Source organism: Methylobacterium crusticola, from assembly GCF_003574465.1.
GTDB lineage: Bacteria > Pseudomonadota > Alphaproteobacteria > Rhizobiales > Beijerinckiaceae > Methylobacterium > Methylobacterium crusticola.
The window spans coordinates 1-23016 of record NZ_QOWC01000140.1 but is presented as its reverse complement, the minus strand read 5'-3'; the positions used below and the strand labels follow the sequence as shown (position 1 = coordinate 23016).

General features: G+C 63.5%; 26 protein-coding genes and 1 pseudogene. 18 read left to right on the top strand and 9 right to left on the bottom strand.

Translation table 11 applies throughout. The features are described from left to right. From DT057_RS26010 to DT057_RS25990, 5 genes and pseudogenes are all read right to left on the bottom strand, one after another. Nucleotides 1-533: pseudogene (locus tag DT057_RS26010) on the bottom strand (general stress protein); the annotation flags it as partial. Continuing rightward, complete coding sequence (locus DT057_RS26005; RefSeq protein ID WP_128564995.1) at nt 530-1027, bottom strand: YsnF/AvaK domain-containing protein; 498 nt, start codon at nt 1025-1027, stop codon at nt 530-532. The gene DT057_RS26005 and the pseudogene DT057_RS26010, both read right to left, overlap by 4 nt. A 160-nt stretch (nt 1028-1187) precedes the next feature. Then, nucleotides 1188-1367, bottom strand: coding sequence for a CsbD family protein (locus DT057_RS26000; protein WP_128564994.1), 180 nt, complete (start codon nt 1365-1367; stop codon nt 1188-1190). A gap of 118 nt (nt 1368-1485) precedes the next feature. Next, on the bottom strand, nt 1486-2997 hold the full coding sequence (locus DT057_RS25995) for a helix-turn-helix transcriptional regulator (protein ID WP_128564993.1): 1512 nt from the start codon (nt 2995-2997) through the stop codon (nt 1486-1488). Between the two features lie 342 nt (nt 2998-3339). Further along, on the bottom strand, nt 3340-5337 hold the full coding sequence (locus DT057_RS25990) for an AI-2E family transporter (protein ID WP_128564992.1): 1998 nt from the start codon (nt 5335-5337) through the stop codon (nt 3340-3342). A gap of 826 nt (nt 5338-6163) precedes the next feature. On the opposite strand from DT057_RS25990, the gene DT057_RS25985 reads away from it, so the two are divergent. The 11 genes from DT057_RS25985 to DT057_RS37295 all read left to right on the top strand — a co-directional run bounded on the left by DT057_RS25985 (nt 6164) and on the right by DT057_RS37295 (nt 15143). Then, nucleotides 6164-7099, top strand: a complete 936-nt coding sequence (locus DT057_RS25985) for a DUF7146 domain-containing protein (RefSeq protein ID WP_128564991.1) — start codon at nt 6164-6166, stop codon at nt 7097-7099. Then, nucleotides 7096-8484, top strand: coding sequence for an ATP-binding protein (locus tag DT057_RS25980; protein ID WP_128564990.1), 1389 nt, complete (start codon nt 7096-7098; stop codon nt 8482-8484). Before DT057_RS25985 ends, DT057_RS25980 begins: the two co-directional genes overlap by 4 nt. Nucleotides 8485-8973: 489 nt before the next feature. Continuing rightward, on the top strand, nt 8974-9204 hold the full coding sequence (locus DT057_RS25975) for a hypothetical protein (protein ID WP_128564989.1): 231 nt from the start codon (nt 8974-8976) through the stop codon (nt 9202-9204). Next, complete coding sequence (locus DT057_RS25970; protein ID WP_128564988.1) at nt 9197-9541, top strand: hypothetical protein; 345 nt, start codon at nt 9197-9199, stop codon at nt 9539-9541. Before DT057_RS25975 ends, DT057_RS25970 begins: the two co-directional genes overlap by 8 nt. Nucleotides 9542-10002: 461 nt before the next feature. Continuing rightward, entirely contained in the window at nt 10003-10770 is a 768-nt protein-coding gene (locus tag DT057_RS25965; RefSeq protein ID WP_128564987.1) for a hypothetical protein, read from the top strand. A gap of 11 nt (nt 10771-10781) precedes the next feature. Beyond that, the gene (locus DT057_RS25960; protein ID WP_128564986.1) at nt 10782-11051 is read left to right on the top strand and encodes a hypothetical protein; all 270 of its coding nucleotides are present in this window, start codon (nt 10782-10784) and stop codon (nt 11049-11051) included. A 12-nt stretch (nt 11052-11063) separates the two neighbouring features. Continuing rightward, nucleotides 11064-11411 (top strand): hypothetical protein, encoded by a 348-nt coding sequence (locus tag DT057_RS25955; protein WP_128564985.1) that lies wholly within the window; start codon nt 11064-11066, stop codon nt 11409-11411. A gap of 21 nt (nt 11412-11432) precedes the next feature. After that, complete coding sequence (locus DT057_RS35640) at nt 11433-11609, top strand: hypothetical protein (RefSeq protein WP_162501508.1); 177 nt, start codon at nt 11433-11435, stop codon at nt 11607-11609. A gap of 194 nt (nt 11610-11803) precedes the next feature. Continuing rightward, nucleotides 11804-12412 carry a hypothetical protein gene (locus DT057_RS25950; protein WP_128564984.1) on the top strand — a complete coding sequence of 203 codons (609 nt, stop codon included), beginning with the start codon at nt 11804-11806 and terminating at the stop codon, nt 12410-12412. Continuing rightward, the gene (locus DT057_RS25945; protein WP_128564983.1) at nt 12406-13017 is read left to right on the top strand and encodes a hypothetical protein; all 612 of its coding nucleotides are present in this window, start codon (nt 12406-12408) and stop codon (nt 13015-13017) included. Before DT057_RS25950 ends, DT057_RS25945 begins: the two co-directional genes overlap by 7 nt. Nucleotides 13018-13040: 23 nt before the next feature. Beyond that, nucleotides 13041-15143, top strand: a complete 2103-nt coding sequence (locus DT057_RS37295; protein ID WP_128564982.1) for a phage tail tip lysozyme — start codon at nt 13041-13043, stop codon at nt 15141-15143. Nucleotides 15144-15230: 87 nt separating this feature from the next. Here the strand turns inward: DT057_RS37295 and DT057_RS25935 are convergent, their stop codons facing one another. Then, nucleotides 15231-16463, bottom strand: a complete 1233-nt coding sequence (locus DT057_RS25935) for an alpha/beta hydrolase family protein (protein ID WP_128564981.1) — start codon at nt 16461-16463, stop codon at nt 15231-15233. A gap of 656 nt (nt 16464-17119) precedes the next feature. Here DT057_RS25935 and DT057_RS25930 point away from each other — a divergent pair. Then, nucleotides 17120-17701 carry a hypothetical protein gene (locus DT057_RS25930; RefSeq protein WP_128564980.1) on the top strand — a complete coding sequence of 194 codons (582 nt, stop codon included), beginning with the start codon at nt 17120-17122 and terminating at the stop codon, nt 17699-17701. Between the two features lie 370 nt (nt 17702-18071). Here DT057_RS25930 and DT057_RS25925 read toward each other — a convergent pair whose 3' ends face one another. Beyond that, nucleotides 18072-18296 carry a hypothetical protein gene (locus DT057_RS25925; protein ID WP_128564979.1) on the bottom strand — a complete coding sequence of 75 codons (225 nt, stop codon included), beginning with the start codon at nt 18294-18296 and terminating at the stop codon, nt 18072-18074. A gap of 700 nt (nt 18297-18996) precedes the next feature. On the opposite strand from DT057_RS25925, the gene DT057_RS36930 reads away from it, so the two are divergent. From DT057_RS36930 to DT057_RS37290, 4 genes are all read left to right on the top strand, one after another. Then, nucleotides 18997-19257, top strand: a complete 261-nt coding sequence (locus tag DT057_RS36930) for a GCG_CRPN prefix-to-repeats domain-containing protein (protein ID WP_128564977.1) — start codon at nt 18997-18999, stop codon at nt 19255-19257. Between the two features lie 214 nt (nt 19258-19471). Then, a complete protein-coding gene (locus DT057_RS25910; RefSeq protein WP_128564976.1) occupies nt 19472-19636 on the top strand; it encodes a Flp family type IVb pilin in 165 nt (54 codons plus the stop codon). A gap of 245 nt (nt 19637-19881) precedes the next feature. Beyond that, nucleotides 19882-20127 carry a hypothetical protein gene (locus tag DT057_RS25905; protein ID WP_128564975.1) on the top strand — a complete coding sequence of 82 codons (246 nt, stop codon included), beginning with the start codon at nt 19882-19884 and terminating at the stop codon, nt 20125-20127. Between the two features lie 210 nt (nt 20128-20337). Then, nucleotides 20338-20472 carry a hypothetical protein gene (locus DT057_RS37290; RefSeq protein WP_269153093.1) on the top strand — a complete coding sequence of 45 codons (135 nt, stop codon included), beginning with the start codon at nt 20338-20340 and terminating at the stop codon, nt 20470-20472. Between the two features lie 635 nt (nt 20473-21107). On the opposite strand, the gene DT057_RS25895 is transcribed toward DT057_RS37290, so the two are convergent. Both DT057_RS25895 and DT057_RS25890 read right to left on the bottom strand, forming a co-directional pair. Continuing rightward, nucleotides 21108-21329, bottom strand: a complete 222-nt coding sequence (locus tag DT057_RS25895) for a hypothetical protein (protein WP_128564973.1) — start codon at nt 21327-21329, stop codon at nt 21108-21110. A 1-nt stretch (nt 21330) separates the two neighbouring features. Further along, a complete protein-coding gene (locus DT057_RS25890) occupies nt 21331-21603 on the bottom strand; it encodes a hypothetical protein (protein WP_128564972.1) in 273 nt (90 codons plus the stop codon). 549 nt (nt 21604-22152) lie between these two features. Between DT057_RS25890 and DT057_RS35635 the strand changes: the two genes are divergently transcribed. Together DT057_RS35635 and DT057_RS25880 are read left to right on the top strand one after the other, a co-directional pair. Further along, nucleotides 22153-22305: a hypothetical protein gene (locus DT057_RS35635; protein ID WP_162501507.1), complete on the top strand. Its 153-nt coding sequence runs from the start codon at nt 22153-22155 to the stop codon at nt 22303-22305. Between the two features lie 14 nt (nt 22306-22319). Beyond that, on the top strand, nt 22320-23016 hold a 697-nt coding region (locus DT057_RS25880; RefSeq protein ID WP_162501506.1), incomplete at its 3' end, for a hypothetical protein.

The window sequence follows — 23016 nt, the reverse complement described above, 5'->3', positions numbered from 1 at the left end:
ACCACCGGGATGTACTCCGTCCCGCTCGCAGTCGCCCCCCGCGCGCCGGTCGCGCCGACGGCGCCCGCCGTGCCGGCGGCCGCGACACCCGCCGTGCCGGCGGCCTGCAGGCCGGCCGTGGATCCCGCGCCACCCGCGGTGCTGGTCGTGGTGGCGCTGTAGCCGCTCCAGCCCTCCTTGCGCCACGTGGCCTCGCGCTGATCGAGGTCGACCGAACCGCTGCTCTCCAGGATGTCGTAGGCCGTCTCGATCTGCGCCTCCTCGGCCGTGGCCGTGAGCAGCGTACCGCCGCGGCTCAGGCCCTCGCTGTAGGCGTAGCGGTCCTCCTCCGGCATGAAGAAGTCCTTCAGGGAGCTCCAGAAGCCGCCCTCGTCGCGGACGTGGTCGTAGGAGCCCGTGCTGCGCGTCGCGGTGGTCGCTGCACCCGGCACGATCTTGATTCCCGATTGCGGGATGCCGGCCGCGATCAGCTTGCTCATCGCTGCCTGCGCCTCGGCCTGGTTGTCGAACAAGGCGGTGATGGTCTGGGTCATGATGCTGTTTCCTCGGAGTTGGGTGGGATGGCTTGCTCGCTGACGTGGCCGTCCGGGCTCACGCGCTCGACCACGGCGTGCTGGCGCCGCAGCGTCACCGGGACTTCGACGTCCTGGCCCATCGTCGTCTGGCGCAGGTGCACTTCCTCGCGCAGCACCAGCCGCTTCTCGACGACGAGGATCTCCTCGAGGACCGGGATGATGGTGACACCGCCCTCGGTCCTGACGACCGGGGCCGCTTCGCCTTCCGCGAGCGTCCGGTTGACGGGGACCCGGGTCACCCCGACCGCGTCGCTGCGCAGGGTCTCGCGCAGGACCTGCTCGGTCTCCTCGGTGGTGGTACGAACCCGAACCCGCCCGGTCTCGACGGCGCGCTTGTCGATGCGCGCGGTCTCTTCGACGACCGGGATGACGGTCGTCTCGCCGGCCGCGACCTGGTCGCCCAGGACTGGCGCGACGGCTCCTGTCCCGGTCAGGCTGTCGCCGCCGTTCATGACCGGCGCTGCGGAGGGCTGGGGGACGGCGCGTCGCCGTCACCCCGGTCGCGAGGTGTGTCGGACATGGCAGTCATGTCTCTGCTCCTCATCAATTTCATGGTGGTTCAGCATCGCATTGGCGATGTTGAAGGCGTGCTACTGCTTCAGCCCAACAGGATCAGATGTCTTCTCGGTCAACGACGTTCTTCGTCTCCCGACCTTCCTCACCTGCCGGCAGCCCGGCCTTCTGCGCAGCGCCCTTGGCCTCGAGCTCCGGGTCGGCAGTGATCTTGCCGATCGCCTCCGCGACGGATCCCTTCCTGGCCTCCGCCTCGTCGGTGGCACGTCGCTCGCTCACGCCACCCTCCTGGGAGTACTCCACCAAGCCACTCGGCTCGGCGCGCCGTACACCTCCTACAAGTCAATGATCTGGAACTGGTTCCGGATCTAAATCGCTGGGTCAAATCAACCAGATTTCATGGTTCCGAAGCACCAGATCTGCGCGGCTTCCTCGTTCCCCGCTGCTGCTCGGTGGACGTCAGCCCCCGGTCGCGCGCGAATACCACGAGGTTGCTGCGCCGCTTGATCCCGAGTTTCCGGTACAACGCCGCGACGTGGTTGCGCACGGTCAGGCGGGACAGCTTCAGCCTCTCGCTGATCTCGGCGTCGCTGGCTCCGCCCCCGACCTGCGCCAGGATCTCGCGCTCCCGCCTGGTCAGATCGTCGAGGCCGCCCGCCGCCGGCCCGGCACGCCGCGGTTGGCGCAGGGCCGCGAGCTTGTCCAGCACGCCGCGGCTGAACCAGGAGGCGTCCGTCATCGCGGCCTCGATGGCCTCCACGAGCTCGTTCTCGGACCGCCTGCGCTCCGTGATGTCCTGCATGGTGCAGAGCACCAGCGCCTTCCCGTCGATGGTGACCAGCTCCGCGGCGACCAGGCAGTCGAGTTCGCCGCCGTCCTTCGCCCGGAGGCGCCCCTCGAAGTTGCGCACGCTGCCCTTGCGGCCGAGCGTCCGCTCGAAGCGCTCCTGCAAGGCCGCGTCGGCCCACAAGCCCATGTCGGTGGGGCTCCTGCCGCGCAGCTCGTCGGCCGTGTAGCCGAAGGTGGCGGCGAACGCCTCGTTGACGTCGAAGAACACGAAACCCTCGCGCGACCCGAGCGCGGTCGGCGCGGGCGAGAGCTGGAAGGCCTTGGTCAGGTACTCCTGGCTGTGCTGAAGGGCCATCTCGGCCTTCCGCCGGTCCTCGAGGTCCGCGAAGGTGAAGAGCATGCAGCGCTCGTCGCTGGGCATCTCGATCGGCTGGCCGGCGACGATCACCCACTTCTCGGGATCGTGGGGCACCCGCAGGCAGGCCTCCATCTGCGGGATGGTGCGGCCGGCGTTGAGGCACCCGATCGCGAGATCGCGCTGCTCGGCCTGGCGCAGCACGTCGACCTCGTAGACCGAGCGCCCGACCACGTCCTCGCGGGCGTAGCCGGTCAGGTCGAGGAAGCCCTGGTTGACCCGGATGAGCCGCAGGTCCGCGAGCCGGCAGATCGCGGCGGGGGCCGGGTTGGCGGAGAAGGCGCGCTCGAAGCGCTCCTCGGCCTCGTAGCGCTCGGTCTCGTCGTGGATGATCAGGACGAGGCAGTCGGGCAGGCCTGCGGGATCGGTGATGACGAGGCTGCGGATGCGGTGCACCCAGCGGGGCGTCGCGGCCCCGGCCGTCGCGACCTCGACGAGGGCGTCGCGAAAGGCCTCCCCGGCCAGCACCCGCTCGACGGGGGTGTGGCTCGCGCCGGAGGGCTGGTGGTCGTGGTAATGGGCCACGAAGTTCCGTCGGTAGGCCGTGATGTCGGCCCCGAGCTCCTCCAGGCGGGTCACGCCGTGCGCCGCGAGGGCGGCCTCGTTGGCGTACGTGATGGTGTGATCGGTCTCGATCAGGATGACGCCCTCGGAGAGGCCGTCGATGATCTGCTGGAGCTGGGAGCGATCGACCGTGGCCGTCATGGTGCGCCTGCGTCGTACGGCGCTCCCGACGTGGAACGGCGTTGATTGCTGCAAACTCCGGGAGACACGGTGCCGTTCAACGAGACCGGCCCCCCGGGCGAGATCGCCGGGGCGGGCTCGGCACCGTGGGACGGCATCGGAGCCGGAGCCGATCGACCTGCCTGGCGCCGGCACGCGGTGCCGTTCGCACGACGTCGGCGCGTCGCAGCGGCCGCTCGTTGTCCCCGGCACGGTTCTGCCGCGGCCATGACGGGCGCCGGCGCAGGGCAGCGCCTGCTCTGGCGATCCGGCCGCGGGGCTCGCGCGCGCAGCCGGGTGAAGGCGCGACCCGTGCCCACGACATCACGTCGGAGCAGGGACCGCCTTCGCGCGCGTCGGGCCGGTCGTGGCGGCTGGCGGAGCCGGAGTGATCTCCTTCCGCAGAGCCTCCAGGCAGGTCTCGACGGCCTGACGGAGCGAGACGACGTAGTAGTCCGCCCCGACCTGCCGCCGCAATGCCTGGTTGGTCAGGATGGCGTCCTCGGCGGGCCACAGGCCCACCAGCAGCGGCTTGCCCGGCAGCTTCTCCTGCAAGCGCTGCAACAGGTAGCGCAGGTGCGCCGGGTTCCCGCTGATGTCGAGGTAGGAGATGCACACCATCGCCACTCCCTGCACGTCGAGGCCGCGCACGTTCTCCCGGCTGACGTCCTGGTGCGGAACGACGCGGGCGCCGAGCCCGTGCTTGCCGAGGAGTTGCGCGAGCATCGAGGCGGCGGCCTCATCCAGCGGGCCGCGCCCGGCGATGCACAGGACCGGCGCCTCGCCGCGCCACACCGGGGGGCGTGCGTCCGGTTCGGGTGCCTGGCCGGGCACCGCCTCGTTCTTCGGGTGCTCCTTCTCGGCCAGCGAGGCCTCGGAACCCGCCTTCTCGGAGCCCTCGGTCTCCGGAGTCTCGTCCGGGCGCTTGGCGAACTCCCGCACCAGGGACTGGGTCAGCCTCCGGATCGTGTCGAGCTGCTCATCCCGGAGCACCCCGCGCTGATAGTCGTTGGCCGCGAGCTGCAGCGCCTTGAGCGCCACCTCGTCGTAGTAGGAGGAGAGCGAGCGCTCTTTGAGCAGCAGCTCCGCCTGCTCCTGCGCCTCGTCCGGGTCGCCCGCCAGCATGCGCTGGTAGAAGTTCTCCACCGGTGTCAGCGGCGGCCGGTCGCCCAGCATGATGTCGAGGAATTCCAGGCTGTCGACGTGGCGCCCGAGCACGACGAGGCAGACCGTGAACGGCGTCGCCAGGATCAGGCCGATCGGCCCCCACAGGAAACCCCAGAACAGGGTCGAGACGATCACGGCGAAGGGCGACAGGCCGGTGGAGTGGCCGTAGAGCAGCGGCTCGATCACCTGCCCGAACAGGGGCTCGGCCACCAGGAACAGGGCGGCCGTCGCGATGACCATGGTCCAGCCCGGGTCGACCGCGGCGGCGAGCGTCAGGGGGAACACGGCCGAGATGAAGGCGCCGACGTAGGGCACGAAGCGCATCAGCGCCGAGAACACGCCCCACAGCAGCGGGTTGGGCACGCCGATGAACCAGAGGCCGACGCCGATGATGACGCCGAAGGTCGCGTTCATGCCGAGCTGGGCCAGGAAATAGGTGCCGAGCCGGCGGGCCGCGTCGTCCATGGCCACCGTCGTGCGGTGCAGGTCGCCCGACCCGAACAGGCGGATCATGCGGTTGCGCAGGTCCTCGCGCTGCAGGAGCAGGAACACGACCACGACGAGCACGATGCCGACGGTGGTCAGCGGCTCGAAGATCGGGCCGAGCACCTTCTCGGCCAGTGCCAGGGGGGAGACCTCGGGCTCCTGGACGCGCACGAGCTGGGCCTTGGGCGTGTCGCCGGCCGGTCCCGTCGCCGCGGACGTACCGGCCGCGTCCGCCTTCTGGGTCACGTCGTGGACCTGATGGCTGAACTTCTGGACGACGCGGCTGGCCTCGCCGAGCCAGCCCTGCTGCAGCCCGGCGAACTTCTTCTGCACCGTGGCCTGATACTGCGGCAAATTGCCCGCAAGACCCGCAACCTGGGTGCCGATGATCGCGCCGAAGCCGCCGATGACGGCGAGCGCCAGCAGGACCGCCACGATGACGGAGGGGACCCGACCGAGCTTGATCCGCCGCAGGAGATTGACGACGGGTCCCAGGACGAAGCTGAGCAGGACGGCCAGGACGAGGGGGATGAACACCTCGCGCCCGAAGTAGAGGGCGGCGACGAGCACGACCCCGACGGCGAGTGTCAGCAGCCCGCGCAGGCCGGGTACGAGGGGGGGCGGCACCTGGGCGGGCGGAGGCGGGGCTACGGCTTCGTCGGTCGGCATGCGGCGTGAACTCCTCGACGCTGCGCCGACACACGCGGCACGCTGGCTACAACGCCGCCAACCGTGTTTCGACCCTTCGCTCCTCGTCGCCCGGCCACCCCGGCGCGGCGTCGCGTTCGTCCGCGGACTCGGGCACGGCGCCGCCCGGTTGTAGAAGCCCAGCCTCCTCCAGCGCCTCGCTGTCCGGACTCTCGCCCGGGGAGCCGAGGCCGAACCGCGCCAGGAACGCAGGCTTTGCCACGCCGGTCAGCCGCGCCCCCGGCGCCGGCGACCGCGGGCCCGCCCCACCAGATCCCGCCGCTTTCGACAGTTGCATCCGTGTCGCGCGCAGCCGCCGACGTTAGGCGATAACCCATCGTCAATGCAGGAGCCACGCGGCTGATCACGGCACCACGTCGGGCGGGAGACGGGCACCAAAAAACCCGCCAGGTCATCGACCGAGCGGGCTCGAGACGGGTGGTAGCGGAGGAGGGACTCGAACCCCCGACACGAGGATTATGATGCCCTCGCTAAGTCCTGATTTTCAGGCACTTAGCTTTACAAATGCTGTCAAACTGCCGACAAGAAATCAAAGACTTAGCTCGTCTTTGTCAAACCCGCAGGCCCCCTGCCCTGCCCCAGAAATGAAGAACGCCGCCCCGGGGGTTGGAGCCCGGAGCAGCGTTGAGGTGTGTCTTCAGAAGAACCGTCGTGAGTCAGACCATAAGCAGGCACGCCCCGCGCTGGCAAGTCGCCTCGTCGCACTGATCGATCGCCAAGGGATTGTTTGCGCAGTCTTTGATCGGCCCGCTGACGCCCGCGCTTTCCTGGTGGATGGCGTGCTGCCATGAGTGCTCCCGCCCACATCGATCTGCACGCGGTCGCGCGCGCACTCAACGGACAGGTGATTAAGCCGGGCCAGATCCTCGCTCCTGGGATCGGGCAGGCGGCACACAAGCGCACGGTGTCAGTGTGGCTCGATCCCACCGCGCCGTGCGGGCTTCGCGTCCATCCGCACAACGGTGACGACTGGCGGCAGACCCTCGACCACTATTGCGACAAGCTCCGCCTCCCGCGTTGGGAGCCGAAAAGTGACAATGTCAACGCTCGGTGGAAGCCCCCTATTAGTGTGTACAATGTACACGCTGAAACCGTCCCGTCTGAGAACACGACTCGGGCGCTTCGGATTTGGGATGAGGCCAAGCCCATCTCGGGAACGCCTGCCGAAGTATACCTTCAGCGGCGGGGTCTGGGAGAAACTTTGTACAATGTACAAGGTTCTTTGCGCTGGCATCCGCACTGCCCCTTCGCCGGACTCACTGCGGGCGCGATGGTGGCGTTGGTTGTCGACATCAGGAGCAACGTCCCTCTGGGGGTCCATAGGACCGCAATCGACCATGAGGGGCGCAAGGCCACCGTCAACGGCAAGTCTCGCTTGGCCCTCGGCCCGATCGGCGGCGGCGCCGTGAAGCTGACGCCGGACGAGCAGATCTCGACCTGCGTCGCGATCTGCGAAGGGATCGAGACGACCCTTTCCATGCACGGTCTGCCCGAGTTCGGCGAGAGCCCGATCTGGTCCGTCCTTTCGGCCAACGGCATCAAGGACTTTCCGGTCCTGCCTGGCGTCGAGTGCCTGTGGGTCGGCGTCGACGCTGACGCGGCCGGCATCGCCGCTGCCGAAGCGTGCGCGGAGCGGTGGGTCTCCGCCGGGCGCGATGTGATCCTCGTCCAGCCCGACGTGCTTGGCGCAGATTTGAACGACCTGACGGAGGTCGCACGATGATTACGGGCGGCTATACTATTCGAAAATTTGAGCCTCGCGTCGTCAGTGCGGCAAAGACTGAAACGAACGTTGACAATGTAAACGTTCGTTCTTCTGGGGTCGCTCCGGCAGCGCAAGCACCTTTGCGTGACGAGGCGTGGACGCCCTTCGACGACGCAATTGCTGCCTTTGAGCGGCAAGGTCGCGGCGCGGCGGACGACGAGCAACCGGCGGGCGAGGATCGTTTTGACGACGATCCCGGGCTTGAGGCGCCTCATGAGGGCGATCCTGAGGTGGATCTGCTTGCAGGCTTCACCTTTGCTGGCGCCCGCCCGATCTCCCAGCCCGAATGGCTGGTCAAGGGGTTGCTGCCGGTTAAGGGGGTTGCCTACCTCGGCGGCCAGTCCGGCGCCGGCAAGACCTTCACGCTCATTGACCTGGGAGTGTCGGCAGCCCTCGGCGAGCCCTTCTTCGGAAAGAAGATCCCGGAGCCGGTGGCGACCCTGATCCTCGCCGCCGAAGGCGAGGGTACGCTCGACGCTCGCCTTCAAGCCGCGACGCTCGTGAGGGCTGAGGGTGCGACGCTGCCCATCGTCTGGATGGGCGACGTTCCTAACTTGGCAGACGAAGGAGAGGTAAAAAAGCTGATCCCGAAGGTCAAAGCTTTGGCGCAGCATCTCCGCGATACTTTCGGCATGAGACTCGGCATCATCGCCATTGATACGATGGCCGCTGCCTTTGCATTGAAGGACGAGAATGATGCGGCCGAGGCGCAGCGGGCGATCCGCATCATGCGGAAGTTGGGCGACTCGGTTGGAGCGCTCGTCCTTGCTGTCCACCATTATGGAAAGGGCGAAGAAACCGGGCTGCGAGGTTCGTCTGCCTATAGGGCAGGCTCCGATGCTGTGCTCAGTGTCCTGGCTGACCGTAACCACGTCACGGGCGAAGTCAGCAACCGGTCGCTTGCCCTTGCGAAATCTCGGTACGGCGTTGAGGGTCCGATCGCCGGCTTTGACCTAAAGTTCGTTCCGCTCGGTATCGACGACGACGCAGAGGAATTCGGCGCGTGCGTTATCGAGCCGAACCTCGGTGCTCCGCCTCTAGCGACACGACACAAGGCCCCCGTCAAGGATCCCGCACCAATCATCGCCCTCAAGGCGGCGTTCGTCGAGATCGGCCATGCCGCCCAGGACGTCCCGGTGATGGGTAGCGGGCCCTTCGTGCGCGCCCTGACGGTCGAGCAGATCCGGCCCGAGTTCCGGCGCCGGTACATCAGCGGCGACACCGATCCCGACAAGGCCGCGGCTGCGGCTCGGCAGTCCCTCAAGCGTGCCCTGGAGCAGGCTCCGAAGCACGGCTTCCACGTCGCTCAATGGGGAGGCCAGGAATGGATCTGGCAAGCCTGATGACCCCTACCGTGACAGGCGTGACAGGCGTGACAAACCACCTTTGTCACGCTCGTCACGCTGCCGAAGGCCGTGACAGGAGCCGTGACAGAAAAGGCTCCCCCCCTTTAGGGGGGGCCTTTCTTGTCACGCCTGTCACGCGGGCTGATCCGTTCGTCACGCCTGATTTCTCGGCCTGCTGCCCTCCCGGCCTCTGTCACGGCAGAGGAGGTGTCCGGTGAGCCCCAGTGATCGCTTCGGACCGTTTGCGGATGGTCTCACACCTGTCGAGCGGACTGCCCGTTTGCGAGCAATGCGGGCGCTCTCGCACATCCTGACCGGCCGTCGTGGCCAATCCCTCACGGATACCCTTCGCGCCGCTGAGAGCGATCCCGACGCCCTTGAGCAAGCTGCCGTCGAACTCGGCCGCCTGCCAAGCCTCGACCGGCGGCGCTTGCTCGCAAGCTTCGCCGTTTTGCACGTCCCACCCCGCACAACCAGGAGCCGCACGTGACCGACATCTCCCCCGCCATCGCCAGCTACGTCGTCCAGTCCTGCCCGGCTCTGCGCTTCGGCATGGTCTCGACGGCGATCGCAATCGACGCGCAGTTCCCTCTCGCTACCGCCGATGAAATCCAGCGCGGTCTTTTGCTGGCCTGGGAGGTACTGGCGAGCGACATCGCCACGGAGCTTCAGCCCACCTTTTCCCCGCAGCCGGACAGCGGGGCTAACGATGCCTGAGCTGGACATCAACGACCCCGAACTGACCGCCCGGCTGGCGGACGTTGATTACTTCACGGCCAAGCTGAACGACGCCACCGCCGCCTTACGCGACTATCTTGCCGCGTGTCGCGCGCCGCCCCATGCCGCACGTCCGCAAGATGATGGCTGGCCTATGGATGCTGGTCATCCGGATCTTGTCAGTCCTATCGAAGCTGCTAGGCGCGTTGCCCACGACGACGATACGATCAGGCGGTGGGCTGCTGCGCACGGTATCGGCCGTCAGTACAGGAAGCGCTGGCGCATCTCGCTCCGCCGCCTGAACGCATTCATGGCCGATCCCGCTAGAAAAATGTAGCGGATGCGGTTTCTGCGGTTTGTGCGGATTTAACCTTGCGGTTTTTGTTTGTTCTATTGACCATCGTCAACGGTCGAAGCCTTCTTTGACGGGAACAGCGGTGACTCGGAAAACGGAACGATGCCTCCGCGCTTCGGCTGATCAACTGAGCGGACAAGGCATCGGCAGCCGCAACTATTTTTATTGGAGCGAGAGCACATGGCGACGCGACAGGTTCGATTGGGTGTTACGGTTGGCGTGCCGGACTCTGCCAAGAGCGTTAGCGAACTGAGGGACGGCGTTGGCGTCGTCATCCGGCAGGCTGCGATCGGCACGAGGTTCGTCCCGGCCGGCGAACTCGTCGAGCTTGACGCAGCGGAAGCTAATGCGCTTGAGGCTCGGTGGCCGTGGCAGCCGACGGAGATCGTCGACGCCTCCGTGACTCGTATGCAGTCGGCTCCGCCCGAGAGGCGCGTCGTCCGATGAACGCCGTGACGCCTTTCACGAGGCGCAAGGTGGCTCCCACCGCGCCGTCGACTGCTGTGACCGTCTCCCCGATTGATGTCCTCCGGCGCCAGCTGGTTGAGGCCGATGCGGAGCGCCAGGATGCCGTTAGGGCAAGGCACGATTTGGACGAAAGTCGGGCCGACGTCTTGGTCGGCGGGGACGAGGCAACGCTCAAGCGCCACGAGGAAGCCGCTGCCGCTGCCCGTCGCCGCCTCGACATTGCGGAGAGCAAGCACGCCCGCCTGACCATCGAGCTACGCGACGCGGAGCACCAGGCTGAGCAGGTCCGACGCCGAGCCGTCTACGCCGAGGCCAAGCGGGCGCTCAAGGAGGCCCGCGAGATCATGTCGTCCGAGTACGAACCGGCCGCCCGAGCCGTCGCGGACGTTCTCAACCGAGTGTCGAAGCTCCGTGGTCAGGTTTACGCTGCAAACCAAGATCTACCAGCCGACGTAGAGCCGCTTAGCCTTATGGTAGAGCCGGCCTTCAACGGTGCACACTTCACCGATGGCAGTGACGAGATGGTCGAGCAGACCTTCTTGGTCGACAAGGCGACGGGTCAGTACGCCCCTTACGCTGCCGGGCCCGGACCAAGCTTTGAGTATCGCACCCGCATGGTGAAGCGGTCGCTTCCCATTCATCCCGCTCGACCGCACAAAGCAATTGCCGATTTCGTCAACCTGCCCGGCATCAACGACACTTACATTTTTGCTGCACCTTTTTGGGGTCAGCCGAGAGCTTGAGGAATTTACACATGATGATTGATAAAGCAGAACTAGAGGCAAGCCAGGAGCACTGGCGTCGAGTGTTTGGCAAGCCTGCCCCGACCGCTACCGAGCGCCAGCCGACTCAGGAAGAGCGGATCGCCGCCTGGGCAGCCCGACACAACCCCGAGCAGCGGTCCGCCCCGATTTCCGAGACGGTGATGCGAATCAGGAGGATGTTGGACGTCCCCGGCTCCGAGTTCGCGGTTGGAGCCGAGCGCTATGCCGCTGACGGCACGCGCTGGCGCCGCACGGCCTGAGGAGAAGCAGCGATGGGTCTTGTACGCGTTGAACTCCACCCGCCCGGTGTCACGCTCCAGCATCGCGGGCCCGCTCCTCTGGCCAGTGCAATGGTGACGGTGCCGAGCACGGGCCAGAGCGACCCCAACGTTCTGCCGACGCCGGCCTCCATCAACCCGGCTGGCTTCACCGGCTCTTGCGTCGCGTTCGTCACCGTCCTCGTCGACGAGTGTCGGCCCGTGTACGCGGCAACAGGCAAGACGCCGAACGCCGCCGTGGAGCCGCGTCATCTCATCAGTCTCGGCGGCGGCGGCGCACCGACGACGGTGATCGATGTCGGTGCGAACGATCGCATCACCTTCGCCAGTCCGGCCAGCTAAAGGCCGATGGAAACAACCACCATGACGAAGATCAAGCTTGAGCCCGCGGCCCCAGAGACATCGCCCGTCATTGAGATCGCACCCGTCGACATCGGTGACGCGCACGGTGTCGGCGCGACCGAGTTCCGCCCCATTGACCCACGGTACGTCCACCTCACCGTCGAGGAGCAGCAGGAGATGCTGAAGACGGGTCGCTGAAACACAGAGATGCGCGCGGGGATCATGCGGCCCTCTGCGCGCCGGGGTCGCGTGCGCTTGGTCTCCTCGCGACCCCACCCCCTACGCTGGTTCCCCCTTGAGACCCGCCACCCATGCGGGTTGGCGCCACCCCGGGATCTGACTAGCCAAAGGCGCTGAAAACCACTTAACTTCCGAACAGCAACAGGCACGCCGTGACCATCATTACCAAGGCTGGACTTGCAGCAGAGTTGAATGTGTCTAAGGCGCGCATCAGCCAATACTGCGGGCGTGGTCTTCCTCAACGTACTGATGGCCGTTTGGATCGCGAAGCGGCACTTAGCTGGATTGCACATTTTCAAACCGGAATTATCGGCTCCGATAAGGGAGCCTCGCGGGCGCGACGCCTGGCGAAGGAACTCAAGCAGTCGCCTCCGGCCGTCAGAGTGCCGCAACGTCAGGGCATCGAGGTAGAGGTGGCCGTGCGCCTAGTGGCCGAGGTCGGTCCGCTCGCGGCCCGCGTCGCCGTCGAGGCTGGAGCATCGCTGGAGGTCGCGTTCGTGCTCGACCAGCTGGTGGCTATCCGGTTGGATCGGATCGCCTGCCACCTGCTCGTCCAACGCGGATACGACGGCTTCAGAGACGTCTCGTGCATCGAACATGCTGGCCGCAACGTGCCCGAGATCGACTGGCAAGATTGGGCCAGCCGCCAAGGCGTCAGCTTCGATCCAGACGCCGCGGAGCGCCTGCTGGATCAGGTGATGTTCCCTACGGGCAAGCAGACAGCTCGTCCGCAAGCTGTCGGGAGGACGTCGCCATGCTGACCTTCGATTTCAGCGACTGCGCCCGCGTCGCCCGCAACCTCGGCCTGATCGAACGCGAGTTGCCGTTCGCGATGTCGAAGGCGCTGAACGAGGCTGCCAAGAAGACCAGGGAGCATCTCGTTGGCGATGTCTGGCCGTCGCACGTCAAGATGAAGAACAAGTCGTTCGTGAATGCATCGCTCAGGGTGGAGCCTTCCAAGGCTTCGGACTTCCGGGCCGGACGCGCCATGGCGGTGGCGGTGTACGACCGCCTCATGCACGTCAACATGAACCGCCTGGAGAAGGGCGGCATCAAGACAGCCCGCGGCGGCAAGGTCGCCATTCCTACCGCTCGGGTGGGACGTGGAGCGGGTGGTGCCGTCCGTCAGAACCAGAAGCCCCGCAACCTCCGGCGTTCGGTGCGCAAGGGTGACCTGATCTTCCAGGCCAACGGCCGAGGCAAGAACAGCCGCCTCACACTCATGTACAAACTTCAAGCTGCGACCCGCATCCGCCCCGCTGTTCCGTGGCATGCCGAGTTCAACAAGACGATGCGTGACGAGATGCGGGTAGCTTTCCCCCGTGTCGTCGGTGAACTCGTGAAGCGAAACCTCTCTCGACGTTGATTTAGGAATTTAGGACACGACACATGGCAGACGATCAGCTTAAGCTCGTTGCGAACCTTGAAGACCGTTTTACGGCACCTTTGGCAAAGCTGAAGAGCGGAATCACGCAGCTGGGCTCGACGGCGGCCGTCAAGGGCCTGACCAAGGACTTCGAAGGCGCGCATACGGCCATCGGCAAAGCCACTACTGCAATCCAGAACATGACCCCGCCCTTGGCCGCGCTCGGCATCGGCGGTTTCGACGCCATCACGGCCATCAGCGGCGTCACGGCAGCGATCCGCAACTTCTCCGGCAACACCCAGCAGCTGTCGATGATGAGCAAAGAGACGGGTGTAGCCATCGATAAGCTGCGCGCGTTCGGCGAGTTGGGGCAGCGCTTCGGGATCTCTGCCGAGACCATGCAGGGCGCCGTGAAGAACCTCAGTACGACAATGTTCGATCTACGGCGGCGCTGGGGTGAGGCTTACGGCAGCTTGCAGGCGATGAACCTCGGCGACCTCGCCGAGAAGCTCGTGAATGCGCCCAACATGGAAGCGGCTCTCAGGACCGCGATGGAGGGGCTGGGCAAGATCGACAGTCCTGAGATCCGACGTCGCGTCTCCCGGATGCTGTTCGGGAGCGATGACATCGGCGCCGTGGCCGCGGCGCTCGGCGGCGACTACGAGAAGGCGATGCGCGAGATCCAAAGCCGCATGGGCACCACCACGCAGGCGCAGGTGGCAGCGGCCGAGCGGTTCGAGAAGTCGCTGTCGGACCTGCGAGCGAGCGCCGAGGGTCTGAAAACCCAAGCGCTCACGCCGCTCATCGATGAGTTCGCCAAGCTGCTCAAGATGCTCGGTTCAGCCGATGCGACCGCCGCGTTCAAAGCTGAGCTTGAGGGCATCAAGAAGGGGGCTGCCGACGTCAAAGCTGAGTTTGAGGCGATCTCGAAGCTCTGGGACAAGTTCAAGGAATTCTTCAAGGGCTCCGACAAGGAGCAGGAGATGCGTAAGCTGCTGAACCCGTCGAGCTTCGGTGGGGTCGGCATCCAGCAGGGGCCGCTGGTTCAAACCGCCGGATGGGGTGGCGGCTTCGGTGGTGGTGGCCTGATCCAGCGCGCCGGCTACGGCGGCCTGTTTGGCGGTGGCGGTGGCGGTGGCCTCGGCGGCACGGGTGGTCTCGGCAGCCCCGGCTACGGTGGGGGTGGCGGCACAGCCATAGCGCCTCGTGTCGGCTCTGGAGGAGCAGGAACGACGACTGCGATCACCCCGCAGCCGCCCATCCCGCCGTTCAGTCCCGGCGGCTACACTGGGAACGATGGGCGCCGTGCCGCCCGGTCCGCGATGTCGGCAGCCGGCCACGAGCGTATTGGGTCGTGGATGAACTTCTTCACGACCCCGCCGGACAAGGGCGGCATGGGCCTGGACGTCGACAAGGCGCGCGGTCTCATCGCGATGATGCAGGGCGAGTCCGGGCTCAACCTCGACTCAGCGGCCAAGGGTGACCACCGGGGTGGGGTGCCGCAGAGCTTCGGCACGGTTCAGTGGAACGTCGGCGCTGGCCGCTTTCAGGGCTTGCAGCGGATGGCCGAGAGCATGGGCGTGCCCTGGACGGATGTCCGGGCGCAGCAGGCGTTCTTTCGCCATGAGATGCAAACCAGGTACAAAGGCGCCTGGGCCGCCATCCAGGCGGCACCTAATGGCGAAGGGGCTCTTATGGCGGGCATCTCGCAGTACGAGAACCCGAAGCACCACTCACTCGCCTACCAGATCCGTCAGCCGTTCCTTGAGCGGCTACGTCGTATGGGCGTGAACGGCGGGGCTCCGCAAACCGCAGACGCATCTGGCGGCGGAGTGCCCTGGTACGAGCGCCCGTATCCGAAGAACGGCATGAGCCGTCTGCGCGATGACGAGGTGAAAGGGCCGGGCGAGGAGATGCTTTATCGCCGGCTCGGCTACAACGGCGTGGGGATGATTAACGGCGGGAACGTCCCGCAGCTTAATGGCCGCGCCTCGCTCGACATTACCCTGAACGGCTTTCCAGCGGGGGCGAAGACGAAAACTAGCACGGAGGGCATGTTTAGGCGGGTGAGTGTCGCCCGAAGCCGTCAAATGGCTTCAGCTGACGACAATGGGGAATGGATCTGAAATACTCACTTGTTCGACACGATGATGCTCATTCTGAAATGACTGTATATAGGCAAGTCATCAGCTCTCATAGAGAGATTTCTCAATCTATCCGTTGCTTGCGCAGCACGCTTCCGACCGCTCAATCCACTGGATGACCTCTGTACAAATACGAGGGTCGTTATAAATACTATGGATCAACTCACCGGGCGCTAAGCGGATTACTTCATCATTTTTTGAGAACTGGCACACTTGCCAATGTCCAGCCGGAGCTGCCTCAGTGTCTACTTCAACACAAAACGCGGTGACAAAGTTGGACAGAGAGAGCACGCGAAGTGGCGAAGAGGTGCTGTCATTGCTTGTTGTGCCAATCAGATACGAGGCGAACCCCGACGCTACAATCACTAATATCACTGCTAATCCTAGCACAATCCTCTCGTATAGACGTGTGATTGAGCCCAAAAAGAAGAACCCGACGATGGCTGCTTGATATCTAATCACATAGAATAAATCTACCTCTTGTTTCTTATATAATGCGTACGCAATTACACCACCAAGACATGCTGCATTGAGCATAAACCCATTTAGGAAAAATTTCCGCCGCAGAGGATTCGCAAATATCAACTCGCCAGACTGTTTTACCATTCCGCTGTAAAGGCGGGAAGCTGCCCATGACAACATCTGTCCCGTCGCGAGCGTTAGAGATGCCTCATCGCCTGACACTCTGATAATATGCAAATTCAAACCTTGCCAAGCCGATGTGTGAACCTGCCTCGCATACCAATCGGCGAAGGGCCGCATGCCAGCTATGCGAATGCCAAAAAAAACAGCTAGACCATAGCCAAAACCAGGTGCCGCGGCAGTTAATGCATACCTATATTCCAGGGAGAGTGAAAACAGCTCGCCGGCAATCACAGCTAACAATATGCAAAGACCTCCGAAGCCCCAAGAGACGGGGTCAAGTTTCATATATGTAAGATCTCGTGGCTTCGCATGAAAAAAGGGTGTTGCTAGGCAGCAAATTCCGGCAAAAATCTGCTTCTGGTGATATTCCGCATCAACACTTGCTTCAACAACTACGTTACCGCCATGACTATGAGCAATTACATAGTGCCTCTCATAATACTCTTCCTTTGTCTTCTCTGAATATTTTGTAAAATCGTAAGTGGCGTCTCTGCGAGCATATACTGTATTGTTGCCACTCCACTGAAAGTCACGAATTACGGCACGGTCGCCAAAATGGGACGATAATCCAGAATGGAATAAGGATCCGGATTTTACCCAACGTGCGCCGTTGGCGTATGTACCATGTACGAGGGTGATAAGGATCGGTGGGGTCATGGCTGAAACGCCCCGCTGGAGGCCGAGTGCGTCACGAAGAAAGACGAGGAAGGAAGTGAGAGCAAGGCGTGACAGCGTTTGGATCCGGCCCAGATGTTAGGGAGCGTGCATCCTGCAAGAGATCAATGAGCGCCTACCCTATCGCTGACGCGGGCCTGCTCCTCACGGTCGTGACGGCTTCGCCTGCCCTCGCGCAGTTCAGGATGTGAGCCTGGGAAGGCGCAGCGAGTAGCGCAAGCGTGTTCAGCCAGAAGTACGGCGACGGCAGTGCAGCCAACCCGTTCGACCTAGAGGCCACGCTCGTGCAACTGAGTGCGGCGATGTAAGCTTCTACCGCGTGCCAAGCCCGCGCAGAGCGAGCAGCCGACTTAGGCGCGACCGGTCCTGTTTAGCCGGGGCACACCAGCGCAGCCCACTTAAGCGATATAAGCGAGATAAGTCACGAACCAGCCTGGCAAATCTCGCCGAGGGTACTATTCGGGCTGCTACTTCACTTAGTGTGCCTTCGCACACGTATCCCAGATACACTCAGCTAATGTGACGTTTGCAACAGACCAGTGAAGACAGTCCAAAACCAGACACAAAATTGAGTGAGGCATAAATTGCCTACGCGTGCTTTGACGTTGCCCATACCATGAGCGGCATAGGATAAAACCATGAAGTACGATAGAATTAAATCCATGGGCTATGCAGGAGCGTATTGGAACCGTATTTGTCACGATGGATACATATGCACAAAAAATGGCCCCAAGAAAAGGCCGGCAGGAGCCCTCATTGAAGACCAAGTTGATTTAGGAAGCCCCGAAGATTGCACTCATTTTCTTTCGTGTTGTCTCGGAAAGACAAAAGGCACAATAAGTATATCAGGCTTTGCGGTGACATTAGAAGGCGGCGGCCTCAAAATTCCCGACGACAAGCCAGGGACATTCTACGGCACCGCTTGGGCACCTACATTGGTTGGCGTCTTGCTTAGCAAGGAAATTGGAGGAAAGATAGTTGGCTCACCATTTTTAGATACTAGTGATAGTGCAACCCGTAGTCTCATGCTGACTAATCTGATAGGCGGCGATGTGATTGCTTACGCTAGCGTGCCCGACAAAAAAAGCCCCAAGCCTTATCAGCATTTCGGTTTCATGTGCAGTCCAACTGACATTGCCTGTCATACAAGTGAGCGACTTGCCGCCGATTTTACAAAAGTTTTCTGGCCACGTGTGACGTTGATTAAACTTCCTCGATGAGAACGCACGGAGGCAATAGATAGGGCCTGCTTGAGAATGAGTCACTCGATGTCTGACCTCTCCAGCAGCGCCAATTCTGTGTGCCTCATAGTTGGGGATGTCGGCACTGGCCCCGGCCCGAACCCGTGCTGAGCGATCTCAGGGGCTTAGCGGCCGATGAGGGCGGATGCAGTTTCCGTCTTAGTGCTTTGTCGTCGGCTGCTGATGCCCCGGACGACCCACAGACCAGTGCGAGAGGTTCAAGGCCGTCAAGCGGCGCGCCTGAGGCGCCCGGAACCGGGCCAGCCGCCGCCGGTTGGCACGATGCGAATTGATCCTACTGGCCCGCCCGGCTCCCCGCCGCGGCGGGCCTTTTCATGCTCTGATGCCTTCAAGCTCTCATCGGGAAAGACTCGGTCGCCTTGTGCGCATGGTAACTGTCTTCCAGCGCCAGCACGCGCCCTTGGGCGACGTACGCGCGCAGGCGAGCCAGATGCAACTCGGCCTCATATCGAGGAGCCTCCTCCGGCGCCACAGGCTGACGCCTCTCCAGTTTCTGCACGGCCTCGCTCATGCGATCGAAGGCGCGCCGCGCATGATCTAGATCGCAGGGCATGTGTCACCTCCCATGTTTTTTCATTGCTGGTAAACACATCGCACGCGGAACTGGCTCCCGTGTAAATCGACGGTCTCGTGACAGCCGGCTCAGCCTACCGCCGCACCAGCCACGGCACGTCCCGCCCGACCGCCCAACGATGGAGCGGCAGCGACTCCTTGGGATCGGTCGCAGCTGAATGCGGGCGAGAATGGGTTCGGCTGGGGCACCGACCGATCACAGATCTCAAGATGCCGATCAGGAGGTCTGCCGACGCCTTGATCGAGTGCCGTTGGCGGGAGCCTGAGCGCGACGCATGCAGTCCTGGTAGAGTTCAACGCCGAGGTTGTAGAGCGAGAGGCCCTTCGGGTTCGGCGCGCCGAAGACCCGGTCACGCGCCTCATCGCGGCAAGCTGCATCCTGTGGGCTTTGGATGGGTCGTTCGCCTTGGGCGAACGCGAGACTGGGAAAGGCGAGAGCGAGAGCGAAGAGGATGGTGCGCATAGCGGCTGAGCTTACGCAATCCAGCTTCTGTGTCGATCCCGCGATCCACCAAGGTAGCTGATACCTGCATGCGGCTTTAGGAGCTGTGCCTCGTGAACTCACAGGGAGCAATTCAGTAAGCATGCTCCTCAGCCGCATGGTCGAGGGAAGCGCCAAGATGCTAAGCTGGCGTGGCGAGTGGCTACCGGGTTCTCGCCAAAACAGACAGGAGGAAGCAGTGCTCAAGATCCTCATCCCGTCAGCGTTCCTTGCCGCAGGTCTGATCGCGCCCGCCTCAGCCCTGCCACTGGTCGACCTCGCCAAACCGAACAGCGGCATCAACCAGGTGTACGGAGGGTGCGGGCCTTATGGCCACCGCGGCCCCTACGGCGGCTGTCGCGCCGGAGGGCAATGGGGCGGATATTACCGCGGACGGCCCTGCCCGCCCGGCTTCCATTTGGGTGGAGGTGGTCGGCGCTGCTGGCCTAATCGCTATTAACTGCTCACCCGCAATTCGTTTTTGATCATTTGGCCCGCCCGGTAGCTGCCATGGCGGGCCATTCCAGTGGCGTGGCTGGATGCACCGACGCGGCAGTGACGGCCTTGATTTCTACCCTCTCACCGGGAAGGGCGGGCCTTAGGTCTCTCGTAAGGAGCGTCAGGTGATGGTGGTTGAATGTCAGCGTAACTACCGAGCCAGAGGCCGCACGACCATGCTGAAGCGCTTCCTCGCCGATGAGTCCGGCGCCACCGCAATCGAGTACGCCCTGCTCGCCGGCCTGATCGCGGTTGCTGTCATCGCCGGCGCCAAAACCTTAGGCACCAACGTCGGCACCAAGTTCAACAACATCGCCGGTAACATCGCCACCGGGAAGTAGCCCGCGACGCCGCACTGCGCCCACATGGACGCAGGCCATAGCCACCCGGACGCCATCCGCCCTCGGGCGGGTGAACGAGCTGAGTCTGAGAAATGCGCAGGGGGCACACTTGTCGCTAGCGAAGCGCGCCTCTACAATTCTGATGCGTCGCTCGCCGACGTACCGGCCCGGGTCCCGCCGCCCCCGTCCGCAGGTCATCGCAAAGGGCACTCCCAGCGCTTGCGAGCGCACCTAGGAGGCTTGCGATGTCTCATCCCGAGATCACCATCACTGTTGCCGACAAGATTCCCCTCGATCGTCTGCGCGCCCACGCACGCCGGCGTGGCCTTGGCATTGCCAAGGCTCGCGGCCGGACACGCGTGAATAACCGCGGCGGCCTCCAGGTCTACGACGCCACAAAGAACACGGTGATCGCAGGCGTCGACTATGATCTGACCATTGATCAGGCTGCGTACTTCGTCGAAAAGGCTATGCGTGAACGTGCGATGTAGGGCAACACTTTAAATTCTCTCAAGAGCGCTGCTTATACTAGCGCTCTTGAGATTCTGGCCGACGAGATCAGTTAAAATGTATGTACAACTACATAATATCGCGTTCACAGTTCATGGGCGACTTTTCCAAACCGGGATGAATGTGCACGCTATTTCGGCGAAAGCAAATGTAGCAGGGCATGTCGCGGCTACGATCCGTTGGAGATCTCGATGTCGCTGCTCCAGTGGCAGGTGGAAGATGGGTTCATGATGTGCGATCCGATTACGGAGTGTGAGCAGTTCGTCGCAAATCTGCCAGGCGGGATGAACTTGGATAGCGGCATCGTGTGGAAATATGCGTGGTAAGTTGTGCCGCCACACATATGGCACCTCATAGCTTTTTGAGAGCTGCGAAACCCAAAATCCAGCTGACAAGTCCGCGACGATGGCGGGCAAGGGCGCGGGCGATATGCCGCGCGATCTTTCCTGGCGCTCTACCGCCTCTTTTAGGCGACGTGAGTCGAGGCTAGTGAACTGTCTCCGAACACGCCGTTCATCATACGGCCACCCTCGACTATACTTCCAGCACAGAAACTCATTCATTCGATTTCGAAAGCTAATCTCCCATGCCTGCAAATATAAATACATGGTTTGAGATAGCTTCGCATTCCATAGATAAAGCTTTACAGCGCGAAATTCATTTCCTTTTGCGGCCGTCATATACCTAGAGAACCGCGGTGAACTTAAGGAGTCAGCTAACTGTCGGGTAAGTATTGGATCTTTTTCAAAAATCTCTTGCATCTTCCGCTGGTTCGCTCTATAACGGGTGGGTGAGCCTCGGGACACGGTCACTGCGCTCGACGCATACCCCCCGGGGACGGGACTAAGGCAAGGGCGGGCTCGTAAGGGTCCGCCCTTCGCTGTTAGGGCCTACCAATACAGCTGTCGACCGATTCGCCTTCGGTGTCTCTTCCACGAGGCGGCCTTCAGGCGTATTCAGCCTAGTCCGCAAACACGCGCCGGGCCTCCGCTCGCAGCACGTCCAGCTCATCCTGAAGCCCGTTGATCTGCCCCTCCAGCTCGTCGAGCGTCACGCACTGAGCGGTTAGGTAGACGACCTCGTCCGGGCGGGCTGCGGGGCCGGCGACAGCGACTGAGATCCGTGCCGGCGTCGCCGTGGTAGCAGGCTCGGTGTGGAGAGTGACGGTGCCGAGCTGGCGCATGTCAGGGCTCCTGGCCGTTCAGTTGCGCCGCTGTGCCCATGGCCGCACGAACCTCCCGGATGATCCGACCCAGGTGCACCGGCATCTCCAACCCGTACTCTTCGAGCAACAGGGCTGCATCGACCAGCGCTCGTACATGCGCAATCGGGGTTACTTCGCTTCCCAGCCCTTCGTCGAGCACGCGCTCGGCCAGAAGGTCTGCGAGGCGAGAAACCTCCGAGAGGCCGGTCGGCTGACCGTTGCCCTCGGGTGCAGATCGCGGATCGGTGCTCACTGATCAGCACCCCGCCTCAGTGCCGCACCAACGATGATGGTGGCGAGAGCCGCCGCGCCTGCTCCATCCTGCAAGGCTCGTGTCGGCTCGTCGGGCATCGCGAACAGCCACAAGGCTACCGTGGCCAAGATGCAGACGGCAGAGGCGCTCAGAATGCCGCGCTCTGTCACAACCGTTTAGCCTTCAAAGCCTCTTCCAGCAGCAGCCTGATGGCCTCTGGTCGAGATGGGCGAGGCTCCGGCTGAGCTGCAATCCACGCCTCAAGCTTGCCGTCCAAGTCAGGATAAAGGCGCAGGCCGATGGCCTTGCCGATTCCGGTGGGCGGGCGACCCCGCTTTTTGCTGCTATCGGCTATTGACATTACCGCTATCTGATAGCAGATATTTGCGAGCCGGCCAAGAGGCTGCAACCTCCGGACCGGCCCTAACCATCCACGTCGGCTAAGGACGTCTCATGACTACCCTGACCCCTACCACGCCCGCTCTCGCGGGTGAACGATCCCGCTTGCCTCACACCCAAGTAGGGCCTGTCACGAGCGCTCTCCGCGCGATGCAGACGCAGCCTGAGGTTTGCGCCGACACCGCCATCGCCGAGTTACGTGCCGCTCTGCGTCGCTACTTCGCGGCCCTTGGCGCGGACGAGGTGAGCGCCTTCGACGCTCTCGACGAGCAGGGCGCCGGCTTCGCCCTTCGGCTGTCGTGACGGAGGCGAGCACCATGAACACGCACGACCCCATCTTCCCGCCTGTCGCCGATCCCGTCGAGCGCATCGCCCTGCTCAACTACGCCACCTGGCTCTTCTACGAGCGCCGGCTCCTCTGCGCCGAGCTGTACCCGCACCTCGGCAGCGGCGCTGACAGGTTCATCCTGGGCGAGAACGTCGCCTGGGACTGGCACTTCCGCGGCCCCGATCACACCCAATTGCCTCAACCCTCCACGCGTGCTGTCGCCGTCCTCGACATGGTCGGGCTGAACTGGCGTGAGGACCGCGAGCGATTGCGGGATCTGGACCGTGAGCCGGTCGATATCGACGACGCAGGCGCACGTCCCGAGCTGCCGCGCTCATGGCCACGCGTGGATGCTGACGTGCTCGACGCCGTCTCCGATCTCAACAACCTCATCGCAGCGATCGCCGTCTTGCTGAACGACGGCGGGTACGACGATGCCTACGATGCCCCCGGCTACGAGGAGTTGGAGCAGCAGCGCGACGCCGCCATCAAGCGTGTGGCGGGCGCCCGTGCCCGCTCGATCCTCGGGTTGAGCGCCAAGGCGCGACTGCTCCAGATCGACAGCGTCGGCTCCTGCGCCGAGCCGTTCGAGCTAATCGCCCGGTCCCTGGCCGACGACCTCGCTGGTGTGGAGGGACGTTACTTCAACCATGCACCTGATCCGATCCTTGCGGTACTCGCGGCGT

Excerpts from the sequence above, each read along its gene's own strand:
- DT057_RS25925 (WP_128564979.1), bottom strand. The coding sequence starts at position 18,296 with ATGCCCTGCGATCTAGATCATGCGCGGCGCGCCTTCGATCGCATGAGC.
- DT057_RS35640 (WP_162501508.1), top strand. The coding sequence starts at position 11,433 with ATGACGAAGATCAAGCTTGAGCCCGCGGCCCCAGAGACATCGCCCGTC.
- DT057_RS25960 (WP_128564986.1), top strand. The coding sequence starts at position 10,782 with ATGATGATTGATAAAGCAGAACTAGAGGCAAGCCAGGAGCACTGGCGT.
- DT057_RS25995 (WP_128564993.1), bottom strand. The coding sequence starts at position 2,997 with ATGACGGCCACGGTCGATCGCTCCCAGCTCCAGCAGATCATCGACGGC.
- DT057_RS25895 (WP_128564973.1), bottom strand. The coding sequence starts at position 21,329 with ATGCGCCAGCTCGGCACCGTCACTCTCCACACCGAGCCTGCTACCACG.
- DT057_RS25965 (WP_128564987.1), top strand. The coding sequence starts at position 10,003 with ATGAACGCCGTGACGCCTTTCACGAGGCGCAAGGTGGCTCCCACCGCG.
- DT057_RS25955 (WP_128564985.1), top strand. The coding sequence starts at position 11,064 with ATGGGTCTTGTACGCGTTGAACTCCACCCGCCCGGTGTCACGCTCCAG.
- DT057_RS25935 (WP_128564981.1), bottom strand. The coding sequence starts at position 16,463 with ATGACCCCACCGATCCTTATCACCCTCGTACATGGTACATACGCCAAC.
- DT057_RS25930 (WP_128564980.1), top strand. The coding sequence starts at position 17,120 with ATGAAGTACGATAGAATTAAATCCATGGGCTATGCAGGAGCGTATTGG.
- DT057_RS25985 (WP_128564991.1), top strand. The coding sequence starts at position 6,164 with ATGAGTGCTCCCGCCCACATCGATCTGCACGCGGTCGCGCGCGCACTC.
- DT057_RS37295 (WP_128564982.1), top strand. The coding sequence starts at position 13,041 with ATGGCAGACGATCAGCTTAAGCTCGTTGCGAACCTTGAAGACCGTTTT.
- DT057_RS25980 (WP_128564990.1), top strand. The coding sequence starts at position 7,096 with ATGATTACGGGCGGCTATACTATTCGAAAATTTGAGCCTCGCGTCGTC.
- DT057_RS25910 (WP_128564976.1), top strand. The coding sequence starts at position 19,472 with ATGCTGAAGCGCTTCCTCGCCGATGAGTCCGGCGCCACCGCAATCGAG.
- DT057_RS25945 (WP_128564983.1), top strand. The coding sequence starts at position 12,406 with ATGCTGACCTTCGATTTCAGCGACTGCGCCCGCGTCGCCCGCAACCTC.
- DT057_RS35635 (WP_162501507.1), top strand. The coding sequence starts at position 22,153 with ATGCAGACGCAGCCTGAGGTTTGCGCCGACACCGCCATCGCCGAGTTA.
- DT057_RS26005 (WP_128564995.1), bottom strand. The coding sequence starts at position 1,027 with ATGAACGGCGGCGACAGCCTGACCGGGACAGGAGCCGTCGCGCCAGTC.
- DT057_RS37290 (WP_269153093.1), top strand. The coding sequence starts at position 20,338 with ATGTCGCTGCTCCAGTGGCAGGTGGAAGATGGGTTCATGATGTGCGAT.
- DT057_RS25905 (WP_128564975.1), top strand. The coding sequence starts at position 19,882 with ATGTCTCATCCCGAGATCACCATCACTGTTGCCGACAAGATTCCCCTC.
- DT057_RS25990 (WP_128564992.1), bottom strand. The coding sequence starts at position 5,337 with ATGCCGACCGACGAAGCCGTAGCCCCGCCTCCGCCCGCCCAGGTGCCG.
- DT057_RS25970 (WP_128564988.1), top strand. The coding sequence starts at position 9,197 with ATGCCTGAGCTGGACATCAACGACCCCGAACTGACCGCCCGGCTGGCG.